Raw genomic sequence first — 25,459 nt, 5'->3', positions numbered from 1 at the left:
TCATCGCCAGTCGGCCAAACGGCATATGCCATCCGGCGGAGGCGACTTGGCACCGCGCGTGGCGTAAAATACGCGCTTTCCCGAAAATCTCGCCAACATGACGCTCGCCTCCACTCCAGAGATCATTGCCGAACTCAAAGCCGGCCGGATGGTGATTCTCGTCGACGAAGAAGACCGCGAAAACGAGGGCGATCTCGTGATCGCCGCCGAATTCGTCACGCCGGAAGCGATCAACTTCATGGCTCGCTACGGCCGCGGCCTGATCTGCCTGACGCTGACGCAAGAGCGCTGCAAGCTGCTGAACCTGCCGCTCATGACGTATCGCAACGGCACCCAGTATGGAACCGCGTTCACCGTCAGCATCGAGGCGGCGGAAGGCGTGACCACCGGCATTTCCGCCGCCGACCGCGCCCGCACGATCGCTGCCGCGGTCGCACCGGACGCGAAGGCCGAGCACATCGTGCAGCCGGGCCACGTGTTTCCAATCATGGCCCAGCCGGGCGGCGTGCTGGTGCGCGCCGGCCACACGGAAGCGGGCTGCGACTTCACCGCGCTGGCAGGGCTCACGCCGGCCGCGGTGATCTGCGAAGTCATCAAGGACGACGGCACCATGGCGCGCCTGCCGGACCTGATGGAGTTCGCAAAAGAGCACGATCTGAAAATCGGCACGATCGCCGACCTGATCCACTATCGCAGCCGCACGGAATCCATCGTCGAGCGCATTAGCGAGCGCACCATGCAAACGGCGCACGGCGCGTTCCGGGCGGTCATGTACCTCGACCAGCCGAGCGGTCAGCCGCACATCGCGCTGGTGCGCGGCACCCCGAGCCCCGACCAGGAAACGCCGGTGCGCGTGCATGAGCCGCTCTCGGTGCTGGATCTGCTCGAAGTCGGCGAATCCACTCATTCGTGGACGCTCGACGCCGCCATGAAAGAAATCGCGTCGCGTGAACTTGGCGTGATCGTTCTGCTCAATTGCGGCGATTCGAAAGACCATCTGGTCGACGTCTTCAAGGCATTCGACTCGAAGGAAAAAGCAGACGCGCTCAAGCGCCGGCCAGTCGACTTCAAGACGTACGGCATCGGCGCGCAGATCCTGCGCGAGCTTGGCGTCGGCAAGATGCAGGTGCTGTCGAACCCGCGCAAGCTTGGCAGCATGTCGGGCTACGGGCTCGAAGTCACGGGCTTCATCCCCATGCCGGGCAGCACCGCGCAAGCTCCACAGCAAGGCTGATCCGACCATTCACGCGCCTCGCGCCCACCCAACACACTACGGAATTCACATGGAAATCGGACAATACCAACCAAACCTAGACGGCGACGGACTGCGCATCGGCATCGTCCAGGCACGCTTTAACGAACCGGTCTGCAACGGCCTCGCAGACTCCTGCATCGAAGAACTGGAACGCCTCGGCGTCACGGGCGAAGACGTGCTGCTCGTCACGGTGCCGGGCGCGCTGGAAATTCCGCTGGCGCTGCAAAAGCTCGCCGAAAGCGCGCAATTCGACGCGCTGATCGCGCTCGGCGCGGTCATTCGCGGCGAGACGTATCACTTCGAGCTGGTCTCGAACGAAAGCGGCGCGGGCATCACGCGTATCGGCCTCGACTTCGGCATCCCCGTTGCGAATGCCGTGCTGACCACGGAAAACGACGAGCAGGCGGTCGCCCGCATGACCGAAAAGGGTCGTGACGCGGCGCGCGTCGCTGTCGAAATGGCGAACCTCGCGGTCGCGCTCGAACAACTCGGCGGCGACGACGAAGAAGACGAAGAAGAGGAAGAGGCATGAAGAGCGCACGCCGACGCTCCCGCGAACTGGCCACGCAGGGGCTTTATCAGTGGCTGCTGTCGGGTTCGCCCGGCGGTGAGATCGACGCGCAATTGCGCGGCGCGCAGGGCTTCGACAAAGCGGACCACGAACATCTGGACGCCATTCTGCACGGCGTGATCCGCGATTCGGAGGCGCTGTCCGCCGACATCGCGCCGTGTCTGGACCGTCCGATCGAGCAGCTTTCGCCGGTCGAACGCGCGGTGCTGCTGGTGGCCGCGTTCGAACTGAAGAATCACGTCGATATTCCGTATCGCGTGGTAATCAACGAAGCCGTCGAACTCGCCAAGACGTTTGGCGGCGCCGACGGCTATAAGTACGTGAACGGCGTGCTGGACAAGCTGGCGGCGCAATTGCGCGTCGCGGAAACGGAAGCGGCTCGCAAGCGCTAGCGGCGGGCAGGCGGCGGGTCGTTGTGTGTGTCAGTATGGAACGCCCGCCGCAGCCGGATGGACCGTTTCAAAGACATCGTGCAGCGCGTGACTACGCGCAAGGCGCCGTCCTGCTTAAGTTTTGCATGTGCGTTTGAACTGGATCTGATCGTATGAACTCCGTGACCGAACCTCTTGTGCGGCTTGCCGCGCGCGTCGACTCCATTCAGCCTTTCTATGTGATGGAGCTTGCGAAGGAGGCGGCTGTCCTTGAGCGCAACGGGCGCGACATCATTCACATGGGAATCGGCGAACCCGATTTCACCGCGCCCGAACCGGTGATCGAGGCTGCGGCCAACGCGCTGCGTCGCGGCGTCACGCAATACACCAGCGCGCTCGGCCTGCACGCGCTGCGCGAAGCGATTTCGGTGCATTACGCGGATGTCTACGGCGTGACTGTCGATCCCGCGCGGATCGTCGTGACCGCGGGCGCTTCCGCTGCGTTACTGCTCGCCTGCGCGGCATTGGTCGATCGCGACGACGAAGTACTAATGCCCGACCCGTGCTACCCGTGCAATCGCCATTTCGTGATCGCCGCCGAGGGCAAGCCGGTGATGGTGCCAAGCGGCCCCGCCGAACGTTTCCAGTTGACCGCCGCCGACGTCGAACGGCTGTGGAACGAGCGCACCCGTGGCGTGCTCCTCGCGTCGCCGTCCAATCCGACCGGCACGTCGATCGAGCCAGCAGAACTCGAGCGCATTGTCAAGGCGGTACGCGCGCGCGGCGGCTTCACCATCGTCGACGAAATCTACCAGGGTTTGAGCTACGACGCGAACCCCGTGTCGGCGCTGTCGTACGGCGAGGACGTGATCACCGTCAACAGTTTCTCGAAGTACTTCAACATGACCGGTTGGCGGCTCGGCTGGCTCGTGGTGCCGCCCGGCATGGTCGGCGCATTCGAGAAGCTGGCGCAGAACCTGTTCATCTGCGCGTCGGCGCTCGCGCAACATGCCGCGCTCGCCTGCTTCGAGCCGGAAACCATCGCGACATACGAAGCGCGCCGCCTGGAATTCAAGCGCCGCCGCGACTTCATTGCGCCAGCGCTGGAATCGCTCGGCTTCGGCGTGCCGGTCATGCCGGACGGCGCCTTCTATGTCTACGCGGACTGCCGCACGGTCGCTCATCCGGCCGCCGGCGACAGCGCGGCCCTGACGAAGGCCATGCTGCATGACGCGGGCGTCGTGCTCGTCCCGGGCATGGACTTCGGCACCCACGCGCCGAAGGAATATATCCGGCTGTCATACGCAACCGCCTATCCGAAGCTCGAAGAAGCCGTCGAGCGACTTGGCCGGCTTTTCGGGCGACACTAGCCGGACACTCGGCCGTTGCGTCGACATGCGACGCATAGACGTAAAAAAGGACACCCTTGTGGGTGTCCTTTTTTTCTGGCGGCCACGCTCGGCTCAGACCATCAGGTTGAAGTCGGCCAGGCGATTCAGGCGCCCAACTCCGAATTCGACGCCACGTGCTTAGGCGCATTGGCGCTCGCGTCGTCCTGTTCCGACGCCGGTGCCTTGACGGGCGTCGAGGCGCTCAGCGGATGGCTTCCTTCGAGCGTAACCTGCACGCGCTTGTTGTTCGCGGCAGCCGACGCATTGTTCGATGCCGTGATCACGGGAGCCTGGGGCGCATTGATCGGCACCTTGCGGCCACGCGCCACGTCACGCAGACGACCGCGCTCGGCCATGACCTTGGCGCCGTAGCCGCCGTCGTCCTGCGAGGTCGAGCCCACATACAGGCGCAAGCCGCCCGGCAGCGAACCGCCGCGCGCGATGCAATCCTTCAGAACGAGCGCGCCCACCTTGATGTTCGCGACCGGTTCGAGCGCCGCGCTTTCGCCGCCGAAATACTGGAATTTGTCCGAATGCACCTTGGACATCACCTGCATCAGGCCTTGAGCGCCCACGCCGCTCTCGGCGTACGGGTTGAAACCGGATTCGATCGCCATCACCGACAGCAACAGCAGCGGGTCGAGACCGACTTCGCGGCCAGTATCGAACGCGGCCTTCACCAGCTCGCCGACCGGCTCCTGCGCGACGCGGTAGCGACGCGCCAGGTAGGAAGCGACCAGATTCTGTTCACGCGACGAAACCAGCACGCGGTCGTCGCGTGCGTCGGCGGAAACGCGCTGGGCCGGAATCAGGCGGGCCAGTGCGGCCACACTTTGCATGGTGCGCGGGTCGAGACCGTTCAGCGCCGCGATGCCCATGCCGGACGAGCCGGTGCCGTCGAACGCGCCGTCGTAGCTGGTGTTGGTGACGGTCACGGGAGCGTAGTTGACGCTATTTGCAGCATCCGCACCGTTCGAATTCGAGGACAGCGTTTCGTCTGAAACGTTGTGTCCCGGCGGCCCGAAAGCGGGCAGCGGGTTGCCTTGCAGCAGCCGCGCGGGGCCGGCTTGCACGGCGGCGGACAGGACCGGCATCAGCTTGGCCGCGAGGGTGCCGCGCCAGGTTGGCATGAGCCACAGTGCGAGTGCGAGCACAACCGCAACGCCACCGACGATGCTGAATAGGTGATGACTCATTCGCGTCCCGCGACGCACTACGCCGCGCATGATCTGCGCGATACGTTCGTCGGGACGCCACGATAACCAGGCGTTCATTCAGATCTCCCATGTTGCATGATCCGCGAATTTCGCCTGACAAATAGGCGGTAACACACATTCGCAGAGTCAAGACATCGCGCGCTCTGTCTGGTTAGGGCAGCAGCGACGTCGGGAAAACGGCAAATACCGTTTGTGGGGAGCCGTCCGAAAAGCGGTCCGCGGCATGCCAAAACATGCGGGCGGTGGCTCCCACGCGAAAAACCAGCGACAGTTAGCGCTGGTGAGGACATCAATAAGACCGACGGTACCGTGCAGGAATTCGGTAAGCGGTGACGCGTTGCGTCTGATGAACTTGGGGCGGTGGTAAAAAGGTTAGCGCCCTGCAACCAATGTGGACGGATTCTAGGGCACTGTTTTATAGATCGTCAACACTACAAATAGTCAAAAGTATAACTAATTGTAATAAGGAGGCCAACTCAGACGGGTCAAAACGCCGTACCAAGCGCCTTGACGGCAATTTCGCCTGCTCTTCCTTTCCTATGCCATTCGGCCGATCTACGTGCGCTAGCCAACGCAGGTAAAATCGACAATCTTTTCGGGCGCCTCGAACACCGTCGCGCCTTCCCTTTCTGCCGCTCGCGGCACTGAATCGCAACAGATGAAATACAAAGATTTGCGCGACTTCGTCGGCCGTCTCGAAACGACCGGAGAACTGCGCCGTATCCCGCAAAAGGTCTCGCCGATCCTGGAAATGACCGAGCTGTGCGACCGTGTGCTGCACGCGGGCGGCCCGGCTTTGCTGTTTGAGAACCAGGAACGGCATGCGTTCCCGGTGCTCGGCAACCTGTTCGGCACGCCGCGCCGGGTGGCGCTCGGCATGGGTATCGACGCCGACGCGGAACAAGGCGACAGCGCCGCGCTGGAATCGCTGCGCGACGTCGGCCGCTTACTGTCCGCGTTGAAGGAACCCGAGCCGCCCAAAGGGCTGAAGGACGCGGGAAAACTGCTTTCGCTGGCCAAGGCCGTGTGGGACATGGCGCCGAAAACCGTCAGCGCGCCGCCCTGCCAGGAAATCGTCTGGGAAGGCAGTGATGTCGACCTCGAAAAGCTGCCCATTCAGACCTGCTGGCCAGGCGACGCCGGGCCGCTGATCACGTGGGGTCTGACCGTCACGAAAGGCCCAAAGAAGAGCCGACAAAATCTCGGCATCTACCGCCAGCAATTGATCGGACGCAACAAGCTCATCATGCGCTGGCTCGCGCATCGCGGCGGCGCGCTGGATTTCCGCGAGTTCGCGCTGAAAAATCCGGGTCAGCCGTATCCGGTGGCGGTCGTGCTGGGCGCGGACCCGGCAACCATCCTCGGCGCGGTCACGCCGGTACCCGACACGCTTTCCGAATATCAGTTCGCCGGCCTGCTGCGTGGCGGCCGCACTGAACTCGCACGATGCCTCACGCCGGGCGTCGATGGCTTGCAGGTGCCCGCGCGCGCGGAGATCGTGCTGGAAGGCTTCATCTATCCGCAGGAAGGCGCGCCCTCGCCCGCTCCCGCCGGCGCGCCGCCGCGGCCCGCCAAGGGCGCGTCCGCCGCCTACGAGCACGCACTCGAAGGCCCATACGGCGATCACACCGGCTACTACAACGAACAGGAGTGGTTCCCCGTCTTCACCGTCGAGCGCATCACTATGCGCCGCGACGCGATCTATCACTCCACCTACACAGGCAAACCGCCCGACGAACCCGCCGTGCTCGGCGTCGCGCTGAACGAAGTGTTCGTGCCGCTGCTGCAGAAGCAGTTCACCGAAATCACCGACTTCTATCTGCCGCCCGAAGGATGCAGCTACCGCATGGCCATCGTGCAGATGAAGAAGAGCTACCCCGGCCACGCGAAGCGCGTGATGTTCGGCGTCTGGAGCTTCTTGCGGCAGTTCATGTACACGAAGTTCATCGTCGTGGTGGACGAAGACGTGAATATCCGCGACTGGAAAGAAGTGATCTGGGCCATTACCACTCGCATCGATCCGGCGCGCGATACGGTGCTGGTGGATCGCACTCCGATCGACTATCTCGACTTCGCGTCGCCGGTCGCCGGACTCGGCTCCAAGATGGGGCTCGACGCGACGAACAAATGGCCCGGCGAAACCGATCGCGAATGGGGCCGCCCGATCGAGATGGACGCGGCCGTCAAGCAGCGAATCGACGGTTTGTGGAACGAGCTGGGCCTCTGAGCGCGTCAAGCCGCAGTCAAAAAAACAGATTCCGGGAGCGGTTGCGCGCATGCATGCCTTTTCGATGATGTCGGACGGTTTTTTCCTGTCCTTGTCGCTGTGCCTCGACATCGGGCTCGTCAACGTCGCGATGATTTCGCTCGCGCTGTCGCACGGTTTCAAACCGGGCTTCTGGCTTGGCCTGGGGTCGTGTGTCGGCGATCTGATTTACGCGGCGCTCGCGCTCGCCGGCATGGCCGCGCTGCTCCAGTTCGAATCGGTGCGCTGGGTGGTGTGGATCGGCGGCGGCGCGATCCTGCTGTTTCTCACGTGGAAGATGGCCCGCGAAGCGATCTTCCCGGCCTTGGCGCCGCCGGTCGCCGGTGAGGCCAACGCCAATGCGCCGCATCTTTCGCCATGGCGCGGCTTTCTACGCGGCGTGCTGCTCGCGGTGTCGTCGCCGTCGGCGATTCTGTGGTTCGCCGCGGTGGGCGGCGCATTGATCGCGAAGGCCGGCGCCACGAGCGTCACGACTGCACCGGTGTTCCTTGGCGGTTTTTTTCTCGGCGGCCTTTGCTGGACGATCTTTATCTGCGGGCTCGGCAGCCACGGCCGCAAGCGCGCCGGCAGCGGTTTGCTGCGCGCCTGCCATGTGCTGTCCGCGCTGCTGTTCGCCTATTTCTCGTATAGCGTGATCGTGAACGGCTACCACGATCTGATTCTGCAAACCGCGCAACGCGCGTCGGCTGCACAAATGGCGAGCTGAAAAAAAGACCAGGAATAACGGCCCGCGTGGGCGGGCCGTCAACGGGCTTATCTTCGAGTAGATCAGGCGAGGTACTGAGCGAGTTTCTCGAGATCGACGTTACCGCCGCTCACCACCACGCCCACGCGCTTGCCCTTCACGGGCAACACGCCGTTCAGCACGGCTGCCGCGGCGAGGCAACCGGTCGGTTCGACCACGATCTTCATGCGCTGGGCGAAAAAGCGCATGGTTTCGATCAACTGCTCGTCGGTGACGGTTTCGATTTGCGCCACCAGTTTGCGAATGATCGCGAACGTGTAGTCGCCGAGATGCGTGGAGGCGGCGCCGTCGGCGATAGTGCGCGGCGTGTCGATATGCACGATTTCGCCGCGCGCGAGCGATTGCTGGCCATCATTGCCCGCTTGCGGCTCGATGCCGATCACGCTGCACGTCGGGCTCAATGCCGCCGCCGACAAAGCGCTTCCGCTAATCAGCCCGCCGCCGCCGAGGCACACGAACAACATGTCGAGCGGCCCGGTTTCGTCGATCAACTCCTTCACCGCGGTGCCCTGCCCCGCGATCACATGTGGATGGTCGTAAGGCGGAATCAAGGTCATGCCGCGCTCCTCGGCGAGCCGGCGGCCGATCTCCTCGCGGTTTTCCCGGTAGCGGTCGTAAGTGATGACTTCGCCGCCATAACCTTTGGTGGCGGCGACTTTAGCCGCGGGGGCGTCGTGCGGCATGATGATCGTCGCGCGGATGCCGGCAAGGCGCGCCGACAGCGCGATGGCCTGCGCATGATTGCCCGACGAATAGGTCAGTACGCCGGCCTTGCGTTGCTCCGCGTCGAAATGCGAGATCGCGTTGTAGGCGCCGCGAAACTTGAAGGCGCCCATCCGCTGGAAGTTTTCGCACTTGAAAAATACCGACGCTCCGGTGCGCTCGTTGAACGTGCTCGAACTCAATACCGGCGTACGATGGGCGACCCCTTCGAGGCGCGCGGCGGCGTCGAGTACGTCATCGTAAGTGGGAGAGGGAAGTGACTGTGCGGGCAGCATTGACGGAATTCCTGGGAGCGGTGAAGTAGCCATTCTCCCAGCTTCGCCATGGCTTTGGAACGGCGATAAACAGGCCACCGATAGTCAACCGATAGTCAACCGATGCTGCAAAAAAACAGCGTAACCCAGCGATCAAGCCCGCGTTACGCTGTTATTCCTTTTGGCTGCCCGAAGCGCTAAACCGGGCCATGCAATTCAGTTAGCGGCGATAGTAGCCGTGCCCGTAACCATAGCCGCGATAGTAGCCGTGGCGATAATACGGGCGGCCATAACCGTAGTAGCCGCCGACCACAACCGGCGGCGGCCCGTAGACCACCGGCGGCGGCGCGTACACGACCGGCGGCGGCGCATAGTACACCGGCGGCGGCGCAGCATAGACCGGATAAGCGGGCGCGATCGGCACCCCGATACCGATACCCACCGAAACATGCGCCTGCGCGGCAGAGGCAAGCCCCACGCCGAGTGCGGCAGCAACGACAAACGGAACTATCTTTTTCACTTTGTTCTCCTGGCGCGGCCCAGTGAAGGTCGCCGACTTCGCATGCCTTGCATGCTACGAAATCAATTTATCCAAAAAGGCCTCGTGACGCTGTTCGCATTTGTTGCAAATTGCAATTTATGGGAAGGCGAGGCGGCGCGGACCGTCGCACGGCGCCTTCGCGGGACTGTCAAGTTTGTTAGGAATCAAGGAACTGCGCGGACCGAAACCGGCGAGTGGAATGGCGGAATTGACCGATGCCGCTTCGACGGGCATCGCGTCGGTAATGTTTGATTACAAATTAGTTTCCACGCCGATGGCGCCGCGCAACGCCCAATAAAAATGCCCGGCGCGAGGCCGGGCATTCTCTGTCAGAAGAGCGATCGACTCAGCCGACTTTCACATACGCAAATTCGCGGGACACATTGGGCGGCACGTATGCGCCGCTGATCCGGACCCGTGGACTCAGGCGCTTTTTTTGATCCCACCAGCGACGGCGTTGGGCGTGCGTCAGAAACCGCAAGTGCTTCCGGTAAGAAAAGACGTTCATCGTTACCTCCCCGAATCCGATTGCGAAAATTGCGAAGCGAGTACCTATAAACAGCCACGTCCAAATCAGTCATGCGGAAATTGTGAGCAGTTTTCAAGCCTGCGGGGCGAACGGGGCGCCATGACGGACTGCGAGCGCCATATCGCTGGCGGACTCATCTGACGACCGCCGCGCCGCGTGTCCGCGCTCCAGCCGATGCGCGATACTGCTGCTTTTCCGTTCACGCCTCGTCTGGAGCACCTCGACATGTCCCAGTCTCATTTGCCGCGCGTCGGCTTCATCGGTGCCGGCCGGCTGGCGCGCTGCCTCGCGCTCGCCTTTTCGCGCGCCGGCTACCCGGTGACGGCCGTGGCAAGCCGCACGCCGGCTTCCGCCGCCCGGCTCGCCGCTCAAATTCCCGGATGCGCGGGATATGACGCCCCGCAACAGGTCGTCGACGCCGCCGATGTCGTCTTTTTAGCCGTTCCCGACGACAGCATCGGTACGACAGCGCACACATTGCGGTTCGAGCCGCGCGAAGTGTCGGCCAAGGCGCTTGTGCATTGCAGTGGCGCGTCGCCGGTCGAACTGCTCGCGCCCGCGCGCAGTCAGGGCGCGGCGATCGGCGGATTTCATCCGCTGTACCTGTTCGGCGGCGAGGCGGCGGATCTCGAACGCATCGCCGGCTGTTCGGTGACGATCGAGGCCGACGGCGCGCTGAAGGACACGCTGACGGCGCTCGCCGTGGCGCTGCGCTGCCACCCGCTGTCGATCCCGCCGGGCGGCCGCATGCTGTACCACGCGTCCGCGCACTATGCCGCGAGCTTCGCGCTGTGCAGCCTGGCCGAATGCGTCGCACTGTGGCGCACGCTCGGTTTCGCCGAGGACGACGCGCTCCGCGCGCTGCTGCCGATGCTCGCGGGCACCATCGAAACCGCTCGCGACAAGGGTTTGCCCAACGCGCTCGCCGGTCCTGTCTCGCGCGGCGACACGGGCGTCGTGCAGAAACAGCTGGCGCTACTCGAGGGCTTGGGCGGCGACCACGCGGCGCTCTACGGCTTGATGTCGCGACGCGCGGTCGCGCTCGCGCAGCGCCGCGTCACGCCACCGGCGGCGATCGGCGACATCGCCGAAGTGGTCGAAGAATCGTTGAGCCGCTCGCTGAATCAGGCCGCGGCAGGTGCAAGCGTCAAGTAAGCCGTGATAATGTGACGTCCGGCGCCGCGCGCCATCCGCCGGCGCCGCGCTTTAAGACCAACCGACGAGAACACACAATGATCAAGGTCAGCATCCTCTATCCGTACCGGGAAAACGGCCACTTCGACGTGGACTATTACTGCGCCACGCACATGCCGCTTGCGGCCGAATTGTTCGGGCCGTTGCTGAAGGGCTGGTCCGTCGACGTGGGCATCAACGCGGGGCCGCCGGGCACGCCGCCGCCGTACGTGGCCGCGGGCCACTTCCTGTTCGATAGCGCGGACGACTTCTACAAGGTCTTCAAGCCGGCGTCCGAGCGCCTTCTCGCCGACATTCCGAATTACACCGACGGCGGCAACGGCGCGATTCTGATCAGCGAGATCAAGATTTCGGTGTAACGCCGCGCGGCTGAGACAGCTTTCGCGGCGCGCGGCGCCCGCCCGTCGGCAAGCCGGCAAGTCAGAATGGGCGTGAAGCCGGACTCACGCCGCGTTGCCTCAGCCACTGTGCAATGCACGCGGGCGCACACACGGCAACCTGACGCGCGTGCAAGCTAACGAAACGCCGGCGCGCCAAACGGACAGCGCCAGCGCCCAGGCCGGTCAACGGCCGTCATCAGAAGCATAAGGACACGAGATGTTTGGCGATATCGCCCGTTTTCTGCTCAATACCGTATTCACCCTGTTCGGCGCGGCGTTGCTGCTGCGCGCCTGGCTGCAGGTCGTGCGCATGCCGCCGTACAACCCGGTCACGAACGCGGTGCTGCAGGCCACCAACTGGATCGTGCTGCCGCTGCGGCACATTCTGCCGAGCACGCGCAACATCGACTGGGCGAGCCTTGTCGCGGCGCTGATCGCGTCGATTGTTTATGTCGTGCTGATGGTGGTGCTCACGGGCGCCGATCCGCTCACGCTGTTGCCGACGCTGCTGATCGTCGCCGTGCTGACCGTGGTCAAGTGGGCGCTGAATCTGATCATCTGGATGACGATTTTGATGGCGCTGTTGTCGTGGCTCAATCCGCGTTCGCCGGCCATGCCGATTCTGTATCAACTAACCGCGCCGTTTCTGAATCCGCTGCGGCGTGTCGTCCCGCATCTCGGCGGCATCGATCTTTCGCCGATCCTTTTGTTCGTGATCGTGCAGGTGCTGCTGATGGTGGTCACGCGCGCGGCCGTGCAACTGACTTACTTCGTCATCTGACTTTCGATTTGATGCGACACAAGAAAAGGCAGCAGCGCAATTTGCGTTCGCTGCCTTTTCGCGAGTAAAATAGCGCGCTCTGCGGGCGTCGTATAATGGTAATACCCTAGCTTCCCAAGCTAGAGCCGTGGGTTCGATTCCCATCGCCCGCTCCAGAATTTTCTGGTTGTATCTCAGCCAATCCCCAGCGGCAAATCTCCCGAAAGCTTCAAATCCAGTCATTCGCCTCCCACGCCAAACGCGCGGACGCGGCATGGTGATAATGGCCAGGCGCCTATCGAATACCACTGCGGAAATCATCCACCGCATGTCCGGATAATTCGATTCCATTCGGATTCAACGCATATTGCGCAGGCAGCAATTGAAAAAGCCCGCGCGCGCCGGACTTCGGATTGCGCAGATTCACCGCGCCGCCCGACGCCCGCGCCATCGGCCACTGCAAATCGTTCGAATGCAATGTCAACGGTGGCCGCAATGGCCGCGTGCGGTGTTCACGAACCCGCGCCCTGTCTGGACGCACCCATTTGCGTTGTGCTACCTTACGCGCACTTGCAACGCCCGCTCCACCTTCCTGCTGAGCCTTCAGCGGAATCCAAGTACGAGCCGCCTCCACGAAGGCGGCTTTTTTATAGCGACGGCTGGCCGGCGCGGCAACTTACGGCGACGCGCGTCCCCGCAACCGGCACGCCCAAAGCGCGGCCCGGGCCGCGAGTTGCGACGAGGCGCCAGCACACGCCGCGCGCCGCGCCTGTCGCGAAGCCTTCACCCTTGTAGCAGCATCGACCATGATCCACGATCCAAACGACGCCGGCTTGCCCGACGAACTCCCGACGCCAGCAGCCGAAACCGCACCCGACACCGGACCAGAAACCGAAACCGCACCTTCCGACGCAGCTTTGCATCGTCGCCGTATCCGCAGCTTCGTCACGCGCGCGGGCCGCGTCTCGACCGGCCAGCGCCGCGCCATGGACGAATTCGGCCCGCGCTTCGTCGTGCCGTTCGCGCCGCAGCAGCGCGACTGGAACAGCGTGTTCGGCCGTGAAGCGCCGCGCGTGCTGGAAATCGGCTTCGGCATGGGCGCAACGACGGCGGAGATCGCCGCGCACCGTCCCGGCGACGATTTCCTCGGCGTCGAAGTGCACGAGCCGGGCGTCGGCGCCTTGCTGAAGCTGATGGGCGAACAGGCGCTGGCGAACATCCGCATCATCCAGCACGACGCCGTTGAAGTGCTCGAACAGATGATCGCGCCCGACAGCCTCGACGGCGTGCACATCTTCTTTCCCGATCCGTGGCACAAGGCGCGTCATCACAAACGCCGCCTGATTCAGCCGAAGTTCGTCGCGCTGCTCGCATCGCGTCTCAAACCCGGCGCCTATCTGCATTGCGCGACCGACTGGCAGAACTACGCCGAGCAGATGCTCGAGGTGCTGAGCGCCGAGCCGACGCTGCACAACACGGCGGACGGCTATGCGCCGCGCCCGGAGTATCGTCCGGTAACGAAGTTCGAGCGACGCGGTTTGCGCCTCGGTCATGGCGTGTGGGATCTCGTGTTCCGCAAACGCGACGCCGCCTGACAGCGTGCGCGGCCCGAACTTCGGCCGCCTATAACAAGGCTGCATCAAGCGAAAAGGTCCGCCAGCGTCACTGGCGGACCTTTTTTCATGGCCGCGCAAAGCGCGCGATAAGACTCAATCGGTCCAGCTCAGCGCGCCGCTGTAGCCGACCAGCAGAATCAGCAATCCGAAGCCGATCCGATACCAGGCGAACGCCGTGAAATCGTGCGCGGCGATATAGCGAAGCAGCCAGCGCACGCAGAAAAACGCGCTGACAAACGCCGCCACGAAGCCCAACGCGAAGACGCCGAGCGCGTCGACGGATAACGAGTGCCAGTCCTTGTACATCTCGTAGGCGGTCGCGCCGAACATGATCGGGATGGCGAGGAAAAAGGAAAACTCCGTGGCCACGCGCCGGTCGAGCCCGAACAGCATCCCGCCGATGATCGTCGAGCCCGAGCGCGACGTGCCGGGAAACAGCGCGAAACATTGAGCGAGACCGACTTTGAGCGCGTCCATCGCGCTCATGTCGTCCACGTGATGCACGCGCGCGACCTCTTTGTCCTGCCCGCCCTGCCCACGATGCCGCGCCTCGGCCCATAAGATCACGACGCCGCCCACCACCAGCGCGAACGCCACCGGCACCGGCGAAAAGAGCGCGGCCTTGATGGCTTTTTCGAACGACAGTCCGAGCACGACCGCGGGAATGGTCGCGATGATCACATTGAGCGTGAAGCGCCGCGCCTCCGGCCGGCTCGGCAAGCCCGCGACCACGCTGCCGATGCGCCGGCGAAACTCCCAGCACACGGCGAGAATCGCGCCGAGCTGAATCACGACGTCGAAGGTCTTCGCATGTTCGTCGGTGAAATTGAGCAGCGTGCCCGCGACGATCAGATGCCCCGTGCTAGACACCGGCAAAAATTCCGTCAAGCCCTCGACGACGCCCAGAACCAGCGCCTTGCAAGCCAATAACCAGTCCATCCATGCCCCTCTTCGCTATAGATTGTCGGAAGGAACAGGACCGGCACGATAACGCTGTGACGCTGCGCGCGGCCCCGCCGGCCGCGCGCAGCGTCATTTCTCGACGATCTGCACACGTATGCCGTTTGTAAGGATGGTGATTGTACCGGGTTCGTAATTCACTCCGGCAAATTGCAGTTGCTCGGGCTTGAATGTGTAGATCGGATAGTTAGTCAGCAACTGCGTGGCGAGCACGGCGGCGGCTGCGTTGATCTGTTGCGTATAGGCTTGCGCCTGCCCGCTCACGCTGACGTTGACCACATTCGGCGATTTCAGCACGACGGATCGGCTGGCGGCGTCGTACGCGAGTTCGCTCGACAGCGTGAACACGCCGTCCACCGGCTGCGGCATGAACGGGCTTTCGAGGTGCGCGTCGAGCTTCACCGAGACGCGGTTGGCGTCCGGCAGGAAACCGACCACCGGATGCGCCAGCGCGACATCGAATACTTGCGAAACCGTGCGCTGATACGGAAATTTCCGCTGCACGGCCTCCTGGACCTGCTGCTGTGAGAACGTGTAATGCGACGGGATGAACGGAAATGTCGGCGTGGCGCAGGCCGTCAGCGAGACGATACCCAGCGCGCCGCAACCGGTCAGCGCGGCGAGCAGGAAGCGGCGCCGTGCGGGCGCAGCGAGTCGAGTCATACGGAAACTCCAGATACGTGTTTGTTATTCGGGTCCAGGCTCATGTTCCGTGCTTTTCGCGCCTGACGTCACGAACGCCCGACCGCGTGCGGCCGGGTCTGCGCTTCCAGTTGCGTGAGCCACACGAGCGCTTCGTGCCGATTCGATCCGCACATGTCCGCCTGCGGTTGCAGCCCCGAGCAACAGGCCGGCCGCTCGGGCTGACCGAAGATCGCGCAGCGCAGGTCGTCGCCGAGTTGCACACAGCGCACGCCTGCCGGTTTGCCGTTCGGCATGCCAGGAATCGCACTCGAAATCGACGGCGCGATACAACAGGCGCCGCAATCGGGGCGGCACGCATGATCGGCGATATTGAATGCAGCCGCGCCTTTCACCTCGCGCTTCACCGGACGATTCGTCACATCACTCACAACCATTTTCCTGAACTCGAAGAAAGGCGCGAAAGCGCCAGACCCGCATTGTGCCACCGCATCGCGTGCGACCTTTTTACACAATCGGGCGCCCGGCGGCTCACGTAAACTCGGCTGAACCTCAAGGCCACGCAAAAGAGGCGCCCGCGCCGTTCCGGCCATATTGTGAAGCGTGCGCGCTCGCGCCTCTGACACGGCGGCCGTCAGACACGAGCCTCTCATGACCACCGCACATTCGCTGTTTCGCCCCGACCTGCTCGCCAAATACAGCGCGAACGGCCCACGGTATACGTCCTACCCAACGGCCCTTCAGTTCCGCGACGACTTCGACAGCAACGATTATCTGCGCGCTGCCGCCGACCCCGGCGCATCCGTTGCGGACCTCTCGTTGTACTTCCACATTCCGTTCTGCGACACGGTGTGCTTCTACTGCGGCTGCAACAAGATCGCGACAAAAAATCGCGCGCATGCACGCCCCTACCTCGACCAGCTCAAGCGCGAAATGGCCTTGCAGGCCGCGTGTTTCGACGCGCGCCGCCCGGTGTCGCAATTGCATCTGGGCGGCGGCACGCCCACGTTCATGTCGAACGATGAACTGGCCGAGTTGATGAGCGCGGCTCGCGAGCACTTCACCTTGTTGCCCGATGCCGCCGCCGAATATTCGATCGAAGTCGATCCGCGCGAGGCGTCGCCGGAGACCATCGCGCATCTGCGCAAGCAGGGCTTCAATCGCCTGAGTCTCGGCGTGCAGGATTTCGATCCGCTCGTGCAGCAGGCCATCAACCGGATTCAGCCGCTCGACATGACCGCGTCCGTCATGCAGGCCGCGCGGCACGCGGGCTTTCACTCGATCGGCGTCGATCTGATTTACGGGCTGCCGCATCAAACGGTGGAGAGCTTCAGCCGCACGCTCGACACGATGATCGAACTTGCGCCCGACCGTCTCTCGGTGTTCGCGTACGCGCACATGCCGCAGCTCTTCAAGATGCAGCGTCAGATGGACGCGGCCGCGCTGCCTTCTCCCACGGTGCGGCTCGCGATTCTGCAACGCGTGGTCGAGCGTCTGACGGCGGCGGGCTATGTCTACATCGGCATGGATCACTTCGCGCTGCCCACCGACGAACTGGCGCGCGCGCAGGCGCAGCGCACCTTGCATCGCAATTTTCAGGGCTACAGCACGCGCGCGGAATGCGATCTGATCGGCTTTGGCGCATCGTCGATCGGCAAGGTCGGCGACCTCTACGCACAAAACGCGAAAGATCTGCACGCGTATGGCGCGGCCATTGACGCCGGCCGGCTCGCGATCACACGCGGCGTGCGGCTCAGCGCCGACGACCGTCTGCGCCGCGACATCATCACCGAGTTGATGTGCAATCTGGAGTTGCGCTTCGACGAATTCGAAGCCATGTACGGCATCCGTTTCGCCGATACGTTCGAGCCCGAACTGGAGCACCTGCGCGGCTTCGAGCGGGACGGCCTTGTGTCGCTGAGCCATCGCAAGCTCGAAGTGCAGATGGCCGGGCGCATGCTTGTGCGCAACATCGCGATGGTGTTCGACCGCTATCTCGGCCAGCAAACGCTCGAACGATTTTCGCGCACGGTTTGACGGCGTTGCCGAGGGCGGCTGCAAGCGGCTTGCCCGTCGCCGGATTTTCGGCCATAATCTCCGTCTTCGCCGCGCGCCAGCTTCTCGCGCGCGTGCCGCAAGATCTGCCCAGGTGGTGAAATTGGTAGACGCAGGGGACTCAAAATCCCCCGCCGCAAGGCGTGCCGGTTCGATTCCGGCCCTGGGCACCAAGAACTCTCCCAACGCTCACAAGCGTTCGCAATTAAACCCCGCCGGACTTGGCTCCGCGGGGTTTTTTGTTGCAAAATCCCACAAACCTTTCCAACAGGAAACAACCCCTATCTGGGGGTTGCTGTGGGGGTTGCCTGCCACATCGCCCGCTCGCGACTCGAAAACAACCCCCGTACCGGACCCTCCGCACAGGAACCTGCATGGCTCTCACCGACCTGAAAATCCGTACAGCCAAGCCCACCGAAACCCAGCAAAAACTCTATGATGCCGGAGGCCTGCTGCTGCTGGTCACGCCTGCGGGAGGCAAGCGCTGGATCTTCAAATACCGGATTGGCGGCAAGGAAAAGAGTCTCGCGCTCGGCGTCTATCCGGATGTGTCGCTTGTCGAAGCCCGCAAACGGCGCGATGGCGCGCGCGAGAAGCTGGCGGCCGCCATCGACCCGAGCGAGGCCAAGAAGGCGGACAAGCGCGGCGCAAAGCTGGCGGCCACCAACTCGTTCGAAGCCGTCGCCCTGGCGTGGATGGAAGAACGCCGCTCGTCTGTCGAACCGGCTCAATACTCCAAGACGCTGGCGCGCTTCAAGGCCGACGCCTTCCCTTGGCTCGGCAAGCGGCCCATTACCGAAATTGACGCGCCGGAGATTCTGACGGCGCTCAAGCGGGTGGATGCACGCGGCGCGCGCTTTACCGCCCATCGGCTCCGCAGCGAGATCAGCCGGGTATTCCGCTATGGCATCAAGGAGGGGTATTGCAAGGCAGACCCGGCCAAAGACCTGACTGGGGCTATTCCGGCAGCGGTCACCACGCACTTTGCATCCATTACCGAGCCTGCCAGGGTCGCGGAAATGCTCCGGGCATTTGACGGATTCTCCGGCACCTTCCCGGTTCACTGTGCGCTCAAGCTTGCGCCGATGCTATTTGTGCGGCCGGGCGAGCTGCGTAAGGCAGAGTGGACGCAGATTGACCTGGACAAGGGCGAGTGGCGTTATCTGGTCACGAAGACGAAGACCGAGCACTTGGTGCCGCTGGCAACTCAGGCGGTGGCGATCCTGCGAGAACTGCACGCGCTGACCGGCAAGGGGTGCTATGTCTTTCCCGGTGCCCGTTCGGCATTGCGTCCGATGAGCGAAGCGGCGATCAATGCCGCGCTCCGACGTCTCGGCTACGACACCCGTACAGAGATAACCGGCCATGGCTTCCGGGCGATGGCGCGCACGATCCTGCACGAGGAGCTGGAGCAAAAGCCAGAAGTGATCGAGCATCAGCTTGCGCACACGGTGCCGGATAACCTCGGTTCGGCTTATAACCGTACCAAGTTCATCAAGGAGCGTCGGACCATGATGCAAAAGTGGGGCGACTACCTGGCCCAGCTCAAAGCCGGAGCACAGATAATTCCGATCGGGGCGGCCGCCGGCTGAGGCTGCTATCCACAGGATTCAGACCTTCCCGGCCGATACTGATGCGGGAGGTAGCGGCGGCCGCTCTTACTAGGAACTCTCGCCGCAGCAGCAGTCGGGCACGAGCGCGCTCATACCGTCCGGATGCTTGGCGATGTAGTTGTGCGCGAATCCGACGCAGCCTTGCAGTGTCAGGCACAGTGCGACGATGGCGGCGGTTTTCATTGCTCGTCGCCCTCTTCCGGATCGAACGGATAGGCTGGCGGCTCGCGCGGATACTTCTCGTCGCTGACCGCCTCGTCGTCGGTTTCCCACGGCAGGCCCAGCACGGCAAACGTCGCCATCTCGATTACGCCGTCGATCATCCATCGAAAATCATCTAGCCCCCGTTTCTCCGCACCGTCGATCACCTTGTAAACCTCGCCGAGATAGGCGAGCAGCACCGTAAAAGCCGCATGGTCTGCGCTTTGCAGGCCGTACGCCTCTTTCAGGTACTCGCCCATCTGCTCGACGCTGTTCCACAGCTGCACCGTGTACTCATCGGCCACATCACCCTTGCCCTCTAGCAGCTCGCCCAGTGCGCGCATGTCAGCCACGTCCTGCGCCGCCGCTTCAGGCGCATTGCCCGCGAAGTAATCGCCACGACGCGCGATCGCTTTCGCGAACGCGGCCCGGATTAGCTCGCTCACCACGTCGACCGAGGTGAGAGGCGGCTTCGCTGTCACAGGCTCCCGCTCTCGAGTCATCGGCTCAAGCAGCGCCTCACCCACATCGTCGTCCCTGGGCAGTCCAAGGAAAAACTCAGTGAAATCGCCCGCCACCGCCTCAAGCGTATAGACAATGTCTGCTGTATCAGCGGTTGGCGCGAACTGGCCCATATGCTTGTAAACATCGCGCAGGAGAATCGCGACCGCCTGCCGAATGGCGTCAACATCATCGTCTGCTGCGGGTTTGTGAAGATGCGCAGCGAGGATCCGGCGCACAAAGGAGGCGAGCCCATGTGGGTTCCAGTCGCCAGCCGTTTCATAGTTCGCGTTCTTGCCGGCGAGGATATCGGCGAGATCGAGGACCGCCGCCTTATCTGCCGCGATGGCGGCGGCGCGCCCGAGCGTGCCGCTGGCAACTTCTCGGACGCGGGTTGCGGACGCACCGACAAGCTGGCGGGTGAGACCGCCAATCACTTGCGGATCGCCAAGGTAAGGCTTGCCGCTGTTCGCGTTGGCGAGGTAAAGCCCGGATGAACCGGATTTTGTGGACGTGTCCATGCTGTCCCTTGCAGCCCGGCTGAGCAGGCGAGATATTGGGAAGGCCCGTCAATCGTGCTGGCAGCGGCTACCTTGTTGATTGTATCGTCTCGTGCACGATCGCGCCGCGCTGCCAGCATTGCCGGGACCTGCGTCTGCTCGTTGGGCTCCTACGCACGGCTGCCGATGGCTGCATGGCCGAGGATAGGAGGAAGCTCCTCGGCGATGTCTAGCCGCCTTTTAATTTGTGAGGCTCGGCGCAGGGAGATCAAAGGACACCCAACTCAAGGGCGAGCTCGCCGCAGAGAGCGCGCGTCTGGATCATATCGAGGCTAACCGGTTCGACACAACGGCGCGGATCTAGCGAAGGGCGAGCCGGAAGGTTTTCAGTGGGCGTTCGGCGAGAAGTGGGAATACACGGGAACGCAGAGCCTGCGCGTGGCGATCGACAACGAGATCGAGCTCGCCGCGGCAAACCCTGCCGGCGAACCGGTGATCACGGACGCCGATCGCGCAAAGGTGGCGCACATGCCGACCGACGAAGGTGAAGTTTCTTCGATACACCCGATCACTGCCTCGAGCACAAGGGGCAGCAATCGCCGGTACTGGCGCCGCGCCTCGTCGACGGCGAGATTGAGCGCCTGCGCCGCGTGGTGCGTGAGCGGGCCGGAGCCTGCGCGCTGGAAATGGGAGTACTCAGGTGCCGCGCAGCACGGCCGACCAGCTGGATCTGTTCTAACTGCAGGGGCTCGCCGGATCGGTGGCGAGGCGCACGAGATCAGCGCCTGTCACCGATCTGGTGTAGTAAGGCTGAACGCCCGCACGAACGCGCGTCGCGCCATCGCCAGCCGCGGCGATCACCACACGGCCGAGCACATGATCATTTCTCGCCTGAAACATGGCGCCTACGAGATAGAGATCGATCGTCTGCTCGCTGATATCCGGATAGAACTGCCCGTCAGGGATGCCCTTGCCAAACGAGCCACAGCGCCGCGCGCGCTCCATCACGCCGCGAAACACCTGCGCGGGTGTGGCTGATACGGTGGCTTGTTCCCACTTGAAGTCTGCGTCGGTGAGCTGGCCGGCGGGCGTAGCGCACGCGGCGAGCAGGGGCGGCAAGGCGAGCAGTGCGAAACGTTTCATCATCATCTCATTCGAAGTTATTGTCGGATGGCGATTATTGCGTCCGGCTGCGCAAACCTCCAGTCCATTCTTTCCCCGTTATGCGATATGCGCCCGGCCCCACCTTCCTTTTTACGGGTGTCAAATTTGGAAAGGCCATGAATTTGGCCGAAATACCGCCACACATACCTCTCGGCCGGTTTAGGTGTGTTTTTGCCTATGTTTTGGCGAAGTACCGCTCATTGGCCATCAAAACCCCTCGCCGCGCCACACCCACCTAGCGCGGCCCTCGCTACGGTCTCAGAACGCGCCGCCAGCCGCCGCTCATTGAAAGCGGTGAAGAGGCTGGTATCAGGTCCGACAGCGGGCCGCGAATGGCGCTGATTAGCCTGTCATCGCGGTAGCTGTCCGGTCAGCCCTCCAAACCGGCCCGCGCCTCGATCTTCGCCACCAGCTCCGCGCGTCTCCCGCACGTCGCCCGCCGTCATGCATGGCCCGCACCGGGCCCGTACTTTCTAACGTTTTCCCTTTCGATGCGTTCATCGTAGATTCCCGAAACGCTATATGTGTATGAAAACGACCGCCAACACCGCCAAACCGCCAACTCGGTTCACAAACCCTTATCCAGCAAGGGTTCGCTGTTGGCGATAGGTTGGCGGTCCTCGATTTCCACCGCCCACACGATCGCCGATGACAGTGCAAAATGTGATGCATCATAGTGAAACCGCCAACACCGCCAACAAACCGCCAACAGAGAAACCCTTACCCGGTAAGGCTTAGAGAGTAGAGTTGGCGGCTTGGCGGTGTGGGCGGTCGTTTCTCGCGTATACGTGCGCGAGAGAGCGAGGGGAGAGAGGCGACGCCGCAGCGCCTATTCGCCGCTTCCCTCCGTGTCGCCGTCCGCCTTGCGCAGATGCACCCGGTACACCATACCGGCCGGTTTGCCTCCATTGACCGTCCATGAGTCCCGCCGCCCCCGATCCAGCATCCCGGCCTCATGCAGCACCTGGCAGGCACGGCGCGGTTCGTAGCCAGCAATGACTTCCCCCTTGAACCCTGCGGGCAGCACCAGATATACCGGATCACCGTCGACATAGCGCCGATAGCCAAGGATGTTGTGCGTGGTCGGCTCGGCGGCCGGATCGATGGGCAGCAGCACGAAGCGCCCAAGCTCGTTGGCGCGGAGGATGCCGTCGACCTGCTCCAGCAACCGTTCGTTGTCTCGGTCGTGCGTTCCGAAGGCGTGCAGCCACCGCACCCACGCGACCATCACCCATGTACGCGCCTCATCCCGCGTCCATCCGGTGAGGCCTGCCTCAGACGCCATCTCGGCGGCGGCAACCAGCACGCCCCACTTGCGCGTAGCCCGCTTGGCTGGCGGCGCGGCTTCGGGGTGTTCCTCCTCCACGGCTTGCAGCAGTTCCGCCTGGGTCGATTCCACCCAATCCTTGACCTCGCCGCGATGCGCCGTCAGCCATTCGACAAAGGCCCGCCCCGTCGTGCCGTAGCTGGCGCGGGCGGCGGCGGTGAGCTCCTTCGCGAACACGTCGCCATCCTTGTACCCGTGGATGCTATCAAAGGCGCGGTACGCGCCCATGTCAGCAGGAACGTCGAGCAGGCGGATTTCCTGCCCGCCGCGCGGCGTCTGCCCCCCTTCAGCGAGGTATTGCGCCATGCTCACCTCGCCCGTGCTGACCATCGTCAGACGCCACGAGCGCGACGCCACCACACCGCCATCCTTGGTGCCCTGCAAGCGAGAGGTGCCATTCAACATGCTGTAAATCGCCGGACCGATTTTGCGGGCATCCCCGGCCCCGATTTCGTCCAGGTACAACAGCCCATCGTTGGCATATTCCGCCGTGCGGGTGAGGCCGTAGGAAGTGCCGTCCCATGTGTGCATCACTTCGGCAGGATTGCCCCAAACCGACGCGGCACAATCGCCCGCCGTACTTTTGCCGCTCGATGTCGTGGTGTACAGGTGCAGCCCGATGCCATCACGCGCCCCGATCAGCGACAGCAGCGGCCCGGCGAGCGCGCACGCAATAGCGGCGGCTATGAGCGGATTCTCCCGCGCCATGCTGCCTACGGTATCCCGCCACGTTTCAAGCGAGCCAGCGAGCTTGTAGGCCGATTGCTTTGGCGTTCCGCCGTTATAGAACAGCGGTCGCTCCGGTGTGCCGACGAACTCCCCGGACGGAAGGACATACGCGCCGTGCTGCCAACCGGTCAAACTGACGATTTCGTACCACGTCGCACCGCCCTCGCGCTGGATGTATTCGGCCAACTTGTACCGGGGGCGCTGCTCCGCTGCGACGTGCAAACCCAAGCCGCGCAGCACCGCCCATCCATCGCGCTCGCCTATCTCGCGTGCAGGCATGGCATGGCGGATGACCTCGCCGCTTCCGGCCCGCCTGAACTCCATCAGCCGGTATTGCTGCCCGCTGTCGTCCCGCCCCGTGCCGATCATTTCGAGCGGGCTACACAGCCACAGCGGCACCGTGTAGGAAGTCGCGCCGCTGTCCTTGTCACGCTTGACGCCGATGTAGTGCAGGCCACCGCTGAGGACGGCGTAGTAAGGCTCCGGCTCGCCAGCGTGCTCCCCTTCGCTCACGGTCGCCGCGCGGTCGTGCATTGACGCGGGCGGCGCGCGCCTGCCTCGTTTAGCGCTGGCCGGAAGCTCGGCGTCCACCTCTCGCACCGCCTCAATCACAGCCTCAATCGCCGCTTTCACGGCGTCCGCGCCGCGCACCGCGTGCATGTCGTTGAAGTCGGTCTGCGCTGGCTCGCGATTCGCACCGAAGGCCGGCACGGCCAGCTTGCAGCCGACCGCCTGCGCGGCCTTCACGGCTGTTTCGTGGGGTTCGCCGCTCGCCTTGTCCAGATCCGCCAGCAGCACCACTTCGGCATCCGGGTAACGCTCGCGCATCGCTTTCCCCGCCGCCACCATCTGGCCCACCGATAGTGACGCAATCGCCGGATAGCCCGTGCATTGGCTGGCGGATAGCGCCGTGGCGACGCCTTCCGCGATCAGCACTACCTCAAGCACATCCGGTATCTTCTGCGCGGCCCAGTAGCCCCCGGCCTTCACGCCGCCCGCCAACGCCGACTTCAGACCGTCGCCATCGATCATTTCGAGCGTGGACAGCTTGCCGCCTACCTTCACAGGCGCGATCAGGATGCGCGCCGCCAGCAGGTCGTCGCCGCGCTTCGGCGGATACCCGATCAGCGAGGCCAGGTTGCCCGCGTCAATCTCCCGCAGCGCGTCCACGGGTTGAACGCCCTTGCGCATCAGGTAGGGATGATCGGCACGGGCCGGCGTCGCTGCGCGCCACACCGTTTCGGCCAGCCCTGCCGCAGTGATGGCGCGCGTTTCGCGGTCACGGACTTCCTGCTCGGCGCGCTTCTCCCGCCCGATACGGCGGCGCTCCAGCTCGACAGGATTGACCGTCGCGATACCGGTGGCGCGGGCCTCGAAGCCTTGTTCTTTCGCGACGAAAAACAGCGTGGCAATCGTGATGCCACCGCCCGCCGACAGCGAACGCCATGTGCTGCGCGCGTCTGCTGCGCTGTAGTTCTCGCTGCGCTGGCTCCACGCATCGAACAGATCGAATCCGGCATCGCCCAGCTCATGCTTGAGTGCAGCACCAATTCGCGCCCACACATCGCGCGGCAAGTCAGCGGGGATGCAGGCAAGCGCCGCCTCAATGCGGTGGTTGTCAAGGACCTCGCTCATACGCAGTGGGCCTCCGTGCGATTGAGCCAGCCAGTCAGCGACTCCGTGAGTTCTTCGGCGGCCTCGTTGGCCTCCTGTGCGAGCTCGGCCAGAAGCCCCAGCAGCTCGGCGTGGAGATGCCGCGTAAGCGTGTCCGCCTCACTGCTGGCGGCGATGGTGGCGATTGCTGCAAGACGCGCAACCAGCGTTTGTAGGCTCTCGGCGGCCTCATACGGATCGGCTGCCTCTGGCATGGATGGAGCACCGACGAAAGCTGTGCACGGGTGATTACGCAGCATGGACTACTCCCATTTTCGAGAGTTCAGCAATGGCGATGAGC

Annotated in this window: 24 protein-coding genes and 2 tRNA genes; 14 read left to right on the top strand and 12 right to left on the bottom strand. The window is 63.6% G+C overall.

Features of this window, described 5'->3' with window-relative positions; translation table 11 throughout:
* Positions 1 to 97: 97 nt before the first annotated feature.
* From ribBA to VOM14_RS05925, 4 genes are all read left to right on the top strand, one after another.
* Positions 98 to 1,234 carry a bifunctional 3,4-dihydroxy-2-butanone-4-phosphate synthase/GTP cyclohydrolase II gene (gene ribBA / locus VOM14_RS05940; RefSeq protein ID WP_327627807.1) on the top strand — a complete coding sequence of 379 codons (1,137 nt, stop codon included), beginning with the start codon at positions 98 to 100 and terminating at the stop codon, positions 1,232 to 1,234.
* Between the two features lie 49 nt (positions 1,235 to 1,283).
* On the top strand, positions 1,284 to 1,787 hold the full coding sequence (gene ribH / locus VOM14_RS05935) for a 6,7-dimethyl-8-ribityllumazine synthase (protein WP_027801498.1): 504 nt from the start codon (positions 1,284 to 1,286) through the stop codon (positions 1,785 to 1,787).
* Positions 1,784 to 2,218: a transcription antitermination factor NusB gene (gene nusB, locus VOM14_RS05930; RefSeq protein ID WP_327627806.1), complete on the top strand. Its 435-nt coding sequence runs from the start codon at positions 1,784 to 1,786 to the stop codon at positions 2,216 to 2,218. The genes ribH and nusB overlap by 4 nt, the downstream gene beginning before the upstream one ends.
* A gap of 152 nt (positions 2,219 to 2,370) precedes the next feature.
* Entirely contained in the window at positions 2,371 to 3,567 is a 1,197-nt protein-coding gene (locus VOM14_RS05925) for a pyridoxal phosphate-dependent aminotransferase (RefSeq protein ID WP_327627805.1), read from the top strand.
* Positions 3,568 to 3,692: 125 nt separating this feature from the next.
* Here the strand turns inward: VOM14_RS05925 and VOM14_RS05920 are convergent, their stop codons facing one another.
* A complete protein-coding gene (locus VOM14_RS05920; RefSeq protein ID WP_327627804.1) occupies positions 3,693 to 4,862 on the bottom strand; it encodes a lytic transglycosylase domain-containing protein in 1,170 nt (389 codons plus the stop codon).
* A gap of 601 nt (positions 4,863 to 5,463) precedes the next feature.
* Here VOM14_RS05920 and VOM14_RS05915 point away from each other — a divergent pair.
* Both VOM14_RS05915 and VOM14_RS05910 read left to right on the top strand, forming a co-directional pair.
* Positions 5,464 to 7,032, top strand: coding sequence for a UbiD family decarboxylase (locus VOM14_RS05915; RefSeq protein WP_327627803.1), 1,569 nt, complete (start codon positions 5,464 to 5,466; stop codon positions 7,030 to 7,032).
* A gap of 49 nt (positions 7,033 to 7,081) precedes the next feature.
* Positions 7,082 to 7,777 carry a LysE family translocator gene (locus tag VOM14_RS05910; protein ID WP_327627802.1) on the top strand — a complete coding sequence of 232 codons (696 nt, stop codon included), beginning with the start codon at positions 7,082 to 7,084 and terminating at the stop codon, positions 7,775 to 7,777.
* Between the two features lie 62 nt (positions 7,778 to 7,839).
* On the opposite strand, the gene VOM14_RS05905 is transcribed toward VOM14_RS05910, so the two are convergent.
* Positions 7,840 to 8,814: a threo-3-hydroxy-L-aspartate ammonia-lyase gene (locus VOM14_RS05905; RefSeq protein WP_327627801.1), complete on the bottom strand. Its 975-nt coding sequence runs from the start codon at positions 8,812 to 8,814 to the stop codon at positions 7,840 to 7,842.
* Positions 8,815 to 9,013: 199 nt separating this feature from the next.
* Complete coding sequence (locus VOM14_RS05900; protein WP_327627800.1) at positions 9,014 to 9,313, bottom strand: hypothetical protein; 300 nt, start codon at positions 9,311 to 9,313, stop codon at positions 9,014 to 9,016.
* 775 nt (positions 9,314 to 10,088) lie between these two features.
* Here VOM14_RS05900 and VOM14_RS05895 point away from each other — a divergent pair.
* From VOM14_RS05895 to VOM14_RS05880, 4 genes are all read left to right on the top strand, one after another.
* Complete coding sequence (locus VOM14_RS05895) at positions 10,089 to 11,018, top strand: Rossmann-like and DUF2520 domain-containing protein (RefSeq protein ID WP_327627799.1); 930 nt, start codon at positions 10,089 to 10,091, stop codon at positions 11,016 to 11,018.
* 77 nt (positions 11,019 to 11,095) lie between these two features.
* Entirely contained in the window at positions 11,096 to 11,416 is a 321-nt protein-coding gene (locus VOM14_RS05890; RefSeq protein ID WP_327627798.1) for an EthD family reductase, read from the top strand.
* A gap of 238 nt (positions 11,417 to 11,654) precedes the next feature.
* Complete coding sequence (locus VOM14_RS05885) at positions 11,655 to 12,218, top strand: YggT family protein (protein WP_327627797.1); 564 nt, start codon at positions 11,655 to 11,657, stop codon at positions 12,216 to 12,218.
* An 81-nt stretch (positions 12,219 to 12,299) separates the two neighbouring features.
* Positions 12,300 to 12,373: transfer RNA gene (locus tag VOM14_RS05880), tRNA-Gly, on the top strand.
* A gap of 119 nt (positions 12,374 to 12,492) precedes the next feature.
* On the opposite strand, the gene VOM14_RS05875 is transcribed toward VOM14_RS05880, so the two are convergent.
* Entirely contained in the window at positions 12,493 to 12,831 is a 339-nt protein-coding gene (locus VOM14_RS05875) for a hypothetical protein (RefSeq protein ID WP_327627796.1), read from the bottom strand.
* Positions 12,832 to 13,003: 172 nt separating this feature from the next.
* On the opposite strand from VOM14_RS05875, the gene trmB reads away from it, so the two are divergent.
* Positions 13,004 to 13,792, top strand: coding sequence for a tRNA (guanosine(46)-N7)-methyltransferase TrmB (gene trmB / locus VOM14_RS05870; RefSeq protein ID WP_327627795.1), 789 nt, complete (start codon positions 13,004 to 13,006; stop codon positions 13,790 to 13,792).
* Positions 13,793 to 13,906: 114 nt separating this feature from the next.
* Here the strand turns inward: trmB and VOM14_RS05865 are convergent, their stop codons facing one another.
* The 3 genes from VOM14_RS05865 to VOM14_RS05855 form a co-directional block, all read right to left on the bottom strand.
* Complete coding sequence (locus tag VOM14_RS05865) at positions 13,907 to 14,752, bottom strand: undecaprenyl-diphosphate phosphatase (RefSeq protein ID WP_327627794.1); 846 nt, start codon at positions 14,750 to 14,752, stop codon at positions 13,907 to 13,909.
* Positions 14,753 to 14,845: 93 nt separating this feature from the next.
* Complete coding sequence (locus VOM14_RS05860; protein WP_327627793.1) at positions 14,846 to 15,436, bottom strand: DUF1439 domain-containing protein; 591 nt, start codon at positions 15,434 to 15,436, stop codon at positions 14,846 to 14,848.
* Positions 15,437 to 15,504: 68 nt separating this feature from the next.
* On the bottom strand, positions 15,505 to 15,852 hold the full coding sequence (locus tag VOM14_RS05855; protein ID WP_327627792.1) for a YkgJ family cysteine cluster protein: 348 nt from the start codon (positions 15,850 to 15,852) through the stop codon (positions 15,505 to 15,507).
* A gap of 214 nt (positions 15,853 to 16,066) precedes the next feature.
* Here VOM14_RS05855 and hemN point away from each other — a divergent pair, with 214 nt between their 5' ends.
* The 3 genes from hemN to VOM14_RS05840 all read left to right on the top strand — a co-directional run bounded on the left by hemN (position 16,067) and on the right by VOM14_RS05840 (position 19,062).
* Positions 16,067 to 17,452 carry an oxygen-independent coproporphyrinogen III oxidase gene (gene hemN, locus VOM14_RS05850; RefSeq protein WP_327627791.1) on the top strand — a complete coding sequence of 462 codons (1,386 nt, stop codon included), beginning with the start codon at positions 16,067 to 16,069 and terminating at the stop codon, positions 17,450 to 17,452.
* A gap of 106 nt (positions 17,453 to 17,558) precedes the next feature.
* A tRNA-Leu gene (locus VOM14_RS05845) sits at positions 17,559 to 17,643 on the top strand.
* A gap of 201 nt (positions 17,644 to 17,844) precedes the next feature.
* Positions 17,845 to 19,062 carry a tyrosine-type recombinase/integrase gene (locus tag VOM14_RS05840; protein WP_327627790.1) on the top strand — a complete coding sequence of 406 codons (1,218 nt, stop codon included), beginning with the start codon at positions 17,845 to 17,847 and terminating at the stop codon, positions 19,060 to 19,062.
* A 69-nt stretch (positions 19,063 to 19,131) separates the two neighbouring features.
* Here VOM14_RS05840 and VOM14_RS05835 read toward each other — a convergent pair whose 3' ends face one another.
* The 5 genes from VOM14_RS05835 to VOM14_RS05815 all read right to left on the bottom strand — a co-directional run bounded on the left by VOM14_RS05835 (position 19,132) and on the right by VOM14_RS05815 (position 25,418).
* Entirely contained in the window at positions 19,132 to 19,266 is a 135-nt protein-coding gene (locus VOM14_RS05835) for a hypothetical protein (protein WP_327627789.1), read from the bottom strand.
* Complete coding sequence (locus tag VOM14_RS05830) at positions 19,263 to 20,306, bottom strand: hypothetical protein (protein ID WP_327627788.1); 1,044 nt, start codon at positions 20,304 to 20,306, stop codon at positions 19,263 to 19,265. Before VOM14_RS05830 ends, VOM14_RS05835 begins: the two co-directional genes overlap by 4 nt.
* A gap of 714 nt (positions 20,307 to 21,020) precedes the next feature.
* Positions 21,021 to 21,428: a hypothetical protein gene (locus VOM14_RS05825; protein ID WP_327627787.1), complete on the bottom strand. Its 408-nt coding sequence runs from the start codon at positions 21,426 to 21,428 to the stop codon at positions 21,021 to 21,023.
* 850 nt (positions 21,429 to 22,278) lie between these two features.
* Complete coding sequence (locus VOM14_RS05820) at positions 22,279 to 25,140, bottom strand: DUF927 domain-containing protein (RefSeq protein WP_327627786.1); 2,862 nt, start codon at positions 25,138 to 25,140, stop codon at positions 22,279 to 22,281.
* Positions 25,137 to 25,418: a hypothetical protein gene (locus tag VOM14_RS05815; RefSeq protein WP_327627785.1), complete on the bottom strand. Its 282-nt coding sequence runs from the start codon at positions 25,416 to 25,418 to the stop codon at positions 25,137 to 25,139. The genes VOM14_RS05820 and VOM14_RS05815 overlap by 4 nt, the downstream gene beginning before the upstream one ends.
* Between the last annotated feature and the right edge of the window lie 41 nt (positions 25,419 to 25,459).

The organism is Paraburkholderia sp. MPAMCS5, assembly GCF_036016995.1.
GTDB lineage: Bacteria > Pseudomonadota > Gammaproteobacteria > Burkholderiales > Burkholderiaceae > Paraburkholderia.
This window is presented reverse-complemented; position numbering and strand designations above follow the sequence as displayed.

Excerpts from the sequence above, each read along its gene's own strand:
- VOM14_RS05885 (WP_327627797.1), top strand. The coding sequence starts at position 11,655 with ATGTTTGGCGATATCGCCCGTTTTCTGCTCAATACCGTATTCACCCTG.
- VOM14_RS05855 (WP_327627792.1), bottom strand. The coding sequence starts at position 15,852 with ATGGTTGTGAGTGATGTGACGAATCGTCCGGTGAAGCGCGAGGTGAAA.
- nusB (WP_327627806.1), top strand. The coding sequence starts at position 1,784 with ATGAAGAGCGCACGCCGACGCTCCCGCGAACTGGCCACGCAGGGGCTT.
- VOM14_RS05905 (WP_327627801.1), bottom strand. The coding sequence starts at position 8,814 with ATGCTGCCCGCACAGTCACTTCCCTCTCCCACTTACGATGACGTACTC.
- trmB (WP_327627795.1), top strand. The coding sequence starts at position 13,004 with ATGATCCACGATCCAAACGACGCCGGCTTGCCCGACGAACTCCCGACG.
- ribBA (WP_327627807.1), top strand. The coding sequence starts at position 98 with ATGACGCTCGCCTCCACTCCAGAGATCATTGCCGAACTCAAAGCCGGC.
- VOM14_RS05915 (WP_327627803.1), top strand. The coding sequence starts at position 5,464 with ATGAAATACAAAGATTTGCGCGACTTCGTCGGCCGTCTCGAAACGACC.
- VOM14_RS05840 (WP_327627790.1), top strand. The coding sequence starts at position 17,845 with ATGGCTCTCACCGACCTGAAAATCCGTACAGCCAAGCCCACCGAAACC.
- VOM14_RS05910 (WP_327627802.1), top strand. The coding sequence starts at position 7,082 with ATGCATGCCTTTTCGATGATGTCGGACGGTTTTTTCCTGTCCTTGTCG.
- hemN (WP_327627791.1), top strand. The coding sequence starts at position 16,067 with ATGACCACCGCACATTCGCTGTTTCGCCCCGACCTGCTCGCCAAATAC.
- VOM14_RS05920 (WP_327627804.1), bottom strand. The coding sequence starts at position 4,862 with ATGAACGCCTGGTTATCGTGGCGTCCCGACGAACGTATCGCGCAGATC.
- VOM14_RS05830 (WP_327627788.1), bottom strand. The coding sequence starts at position 20,306 with ATGGACACGTCCACAAAATCCGGTTCATCCGGGCTTTACCTCGCCAAC.
- VOM14_RS05865 (WP_327627794.1), bottom strand. The coding sequence starts at position 14,752 with ATGGACTGGTTATTGGCTTGCAAGGCGCTGGTTCTGGGCGTCGTCGAG.
- VOM14_RS05825 (WP_327627787.1), bottom strand. The coding sequence starts at position 21,428 with ATGAAACGTTTCGCACTGCTCGCCTTGCCGCCCCTGCTCGCCGCGTGC.
- VOM14_RS05835 (WP_327627789.1), bottom strand. The coding sequence starts at position 19,266 with ATGAAAACCGCCGCCATCGTCGCACTGTGCCTGACACTGCAAGGCTGC.
- VOM14_RS05925 (WP_327627805.1), top strand. The coding sequence starts at position 2,371 with ATGAACTCCGTGACCGAACCTCTTGTGCGGCTTGCCGCGCGCGTCGAC.
- VOM14_RS05895 (WP_327627799.1), top strand. The coding sequence starts at position 10,089 with ATGTCCCAGTCTCATTTGCCGCGCGTCGGCTTCATCGGTGCCGGCCGG.
- VOM14_RS05815 (WP_327627785.1), bottom strand. The coding sequence starts at position 25,418 with ATGCTGCGTAATCACCCGTGCACAGCTTTCGTCGGTGCTCCATCCATG.
- VOM14_RS05890 (WP_327627798.1), top strand. The coding sequence starts at position 11,096 with ATGATCAAGGTCAGCATCCTCTATCCGTACCGGGAAAACGGCCACTTC.
- ribH (WP_027801498.1), top strand. The coding sequence starts at position 1,284 with ATGGAAATCGGACAATACCAACCAAACCTAGACGGCGACGGACTGCGC.
- VOM14_RS05860 (WP_327627793.1), bottom strand. The coding sequence starts at position 15,436 with ATGACTCGACTCGCTGCGCCCGCACGGCGCCGCTTCCTGCTCGCCGCG.
- VOM14_RS05820 (WP_327627786.1), bottom strand. The coding sequence starts at position 25,140 with ATGAGCGAGGTCCTTGACAACCACCGCATTGAGGCGGCGCTTGCCTGC.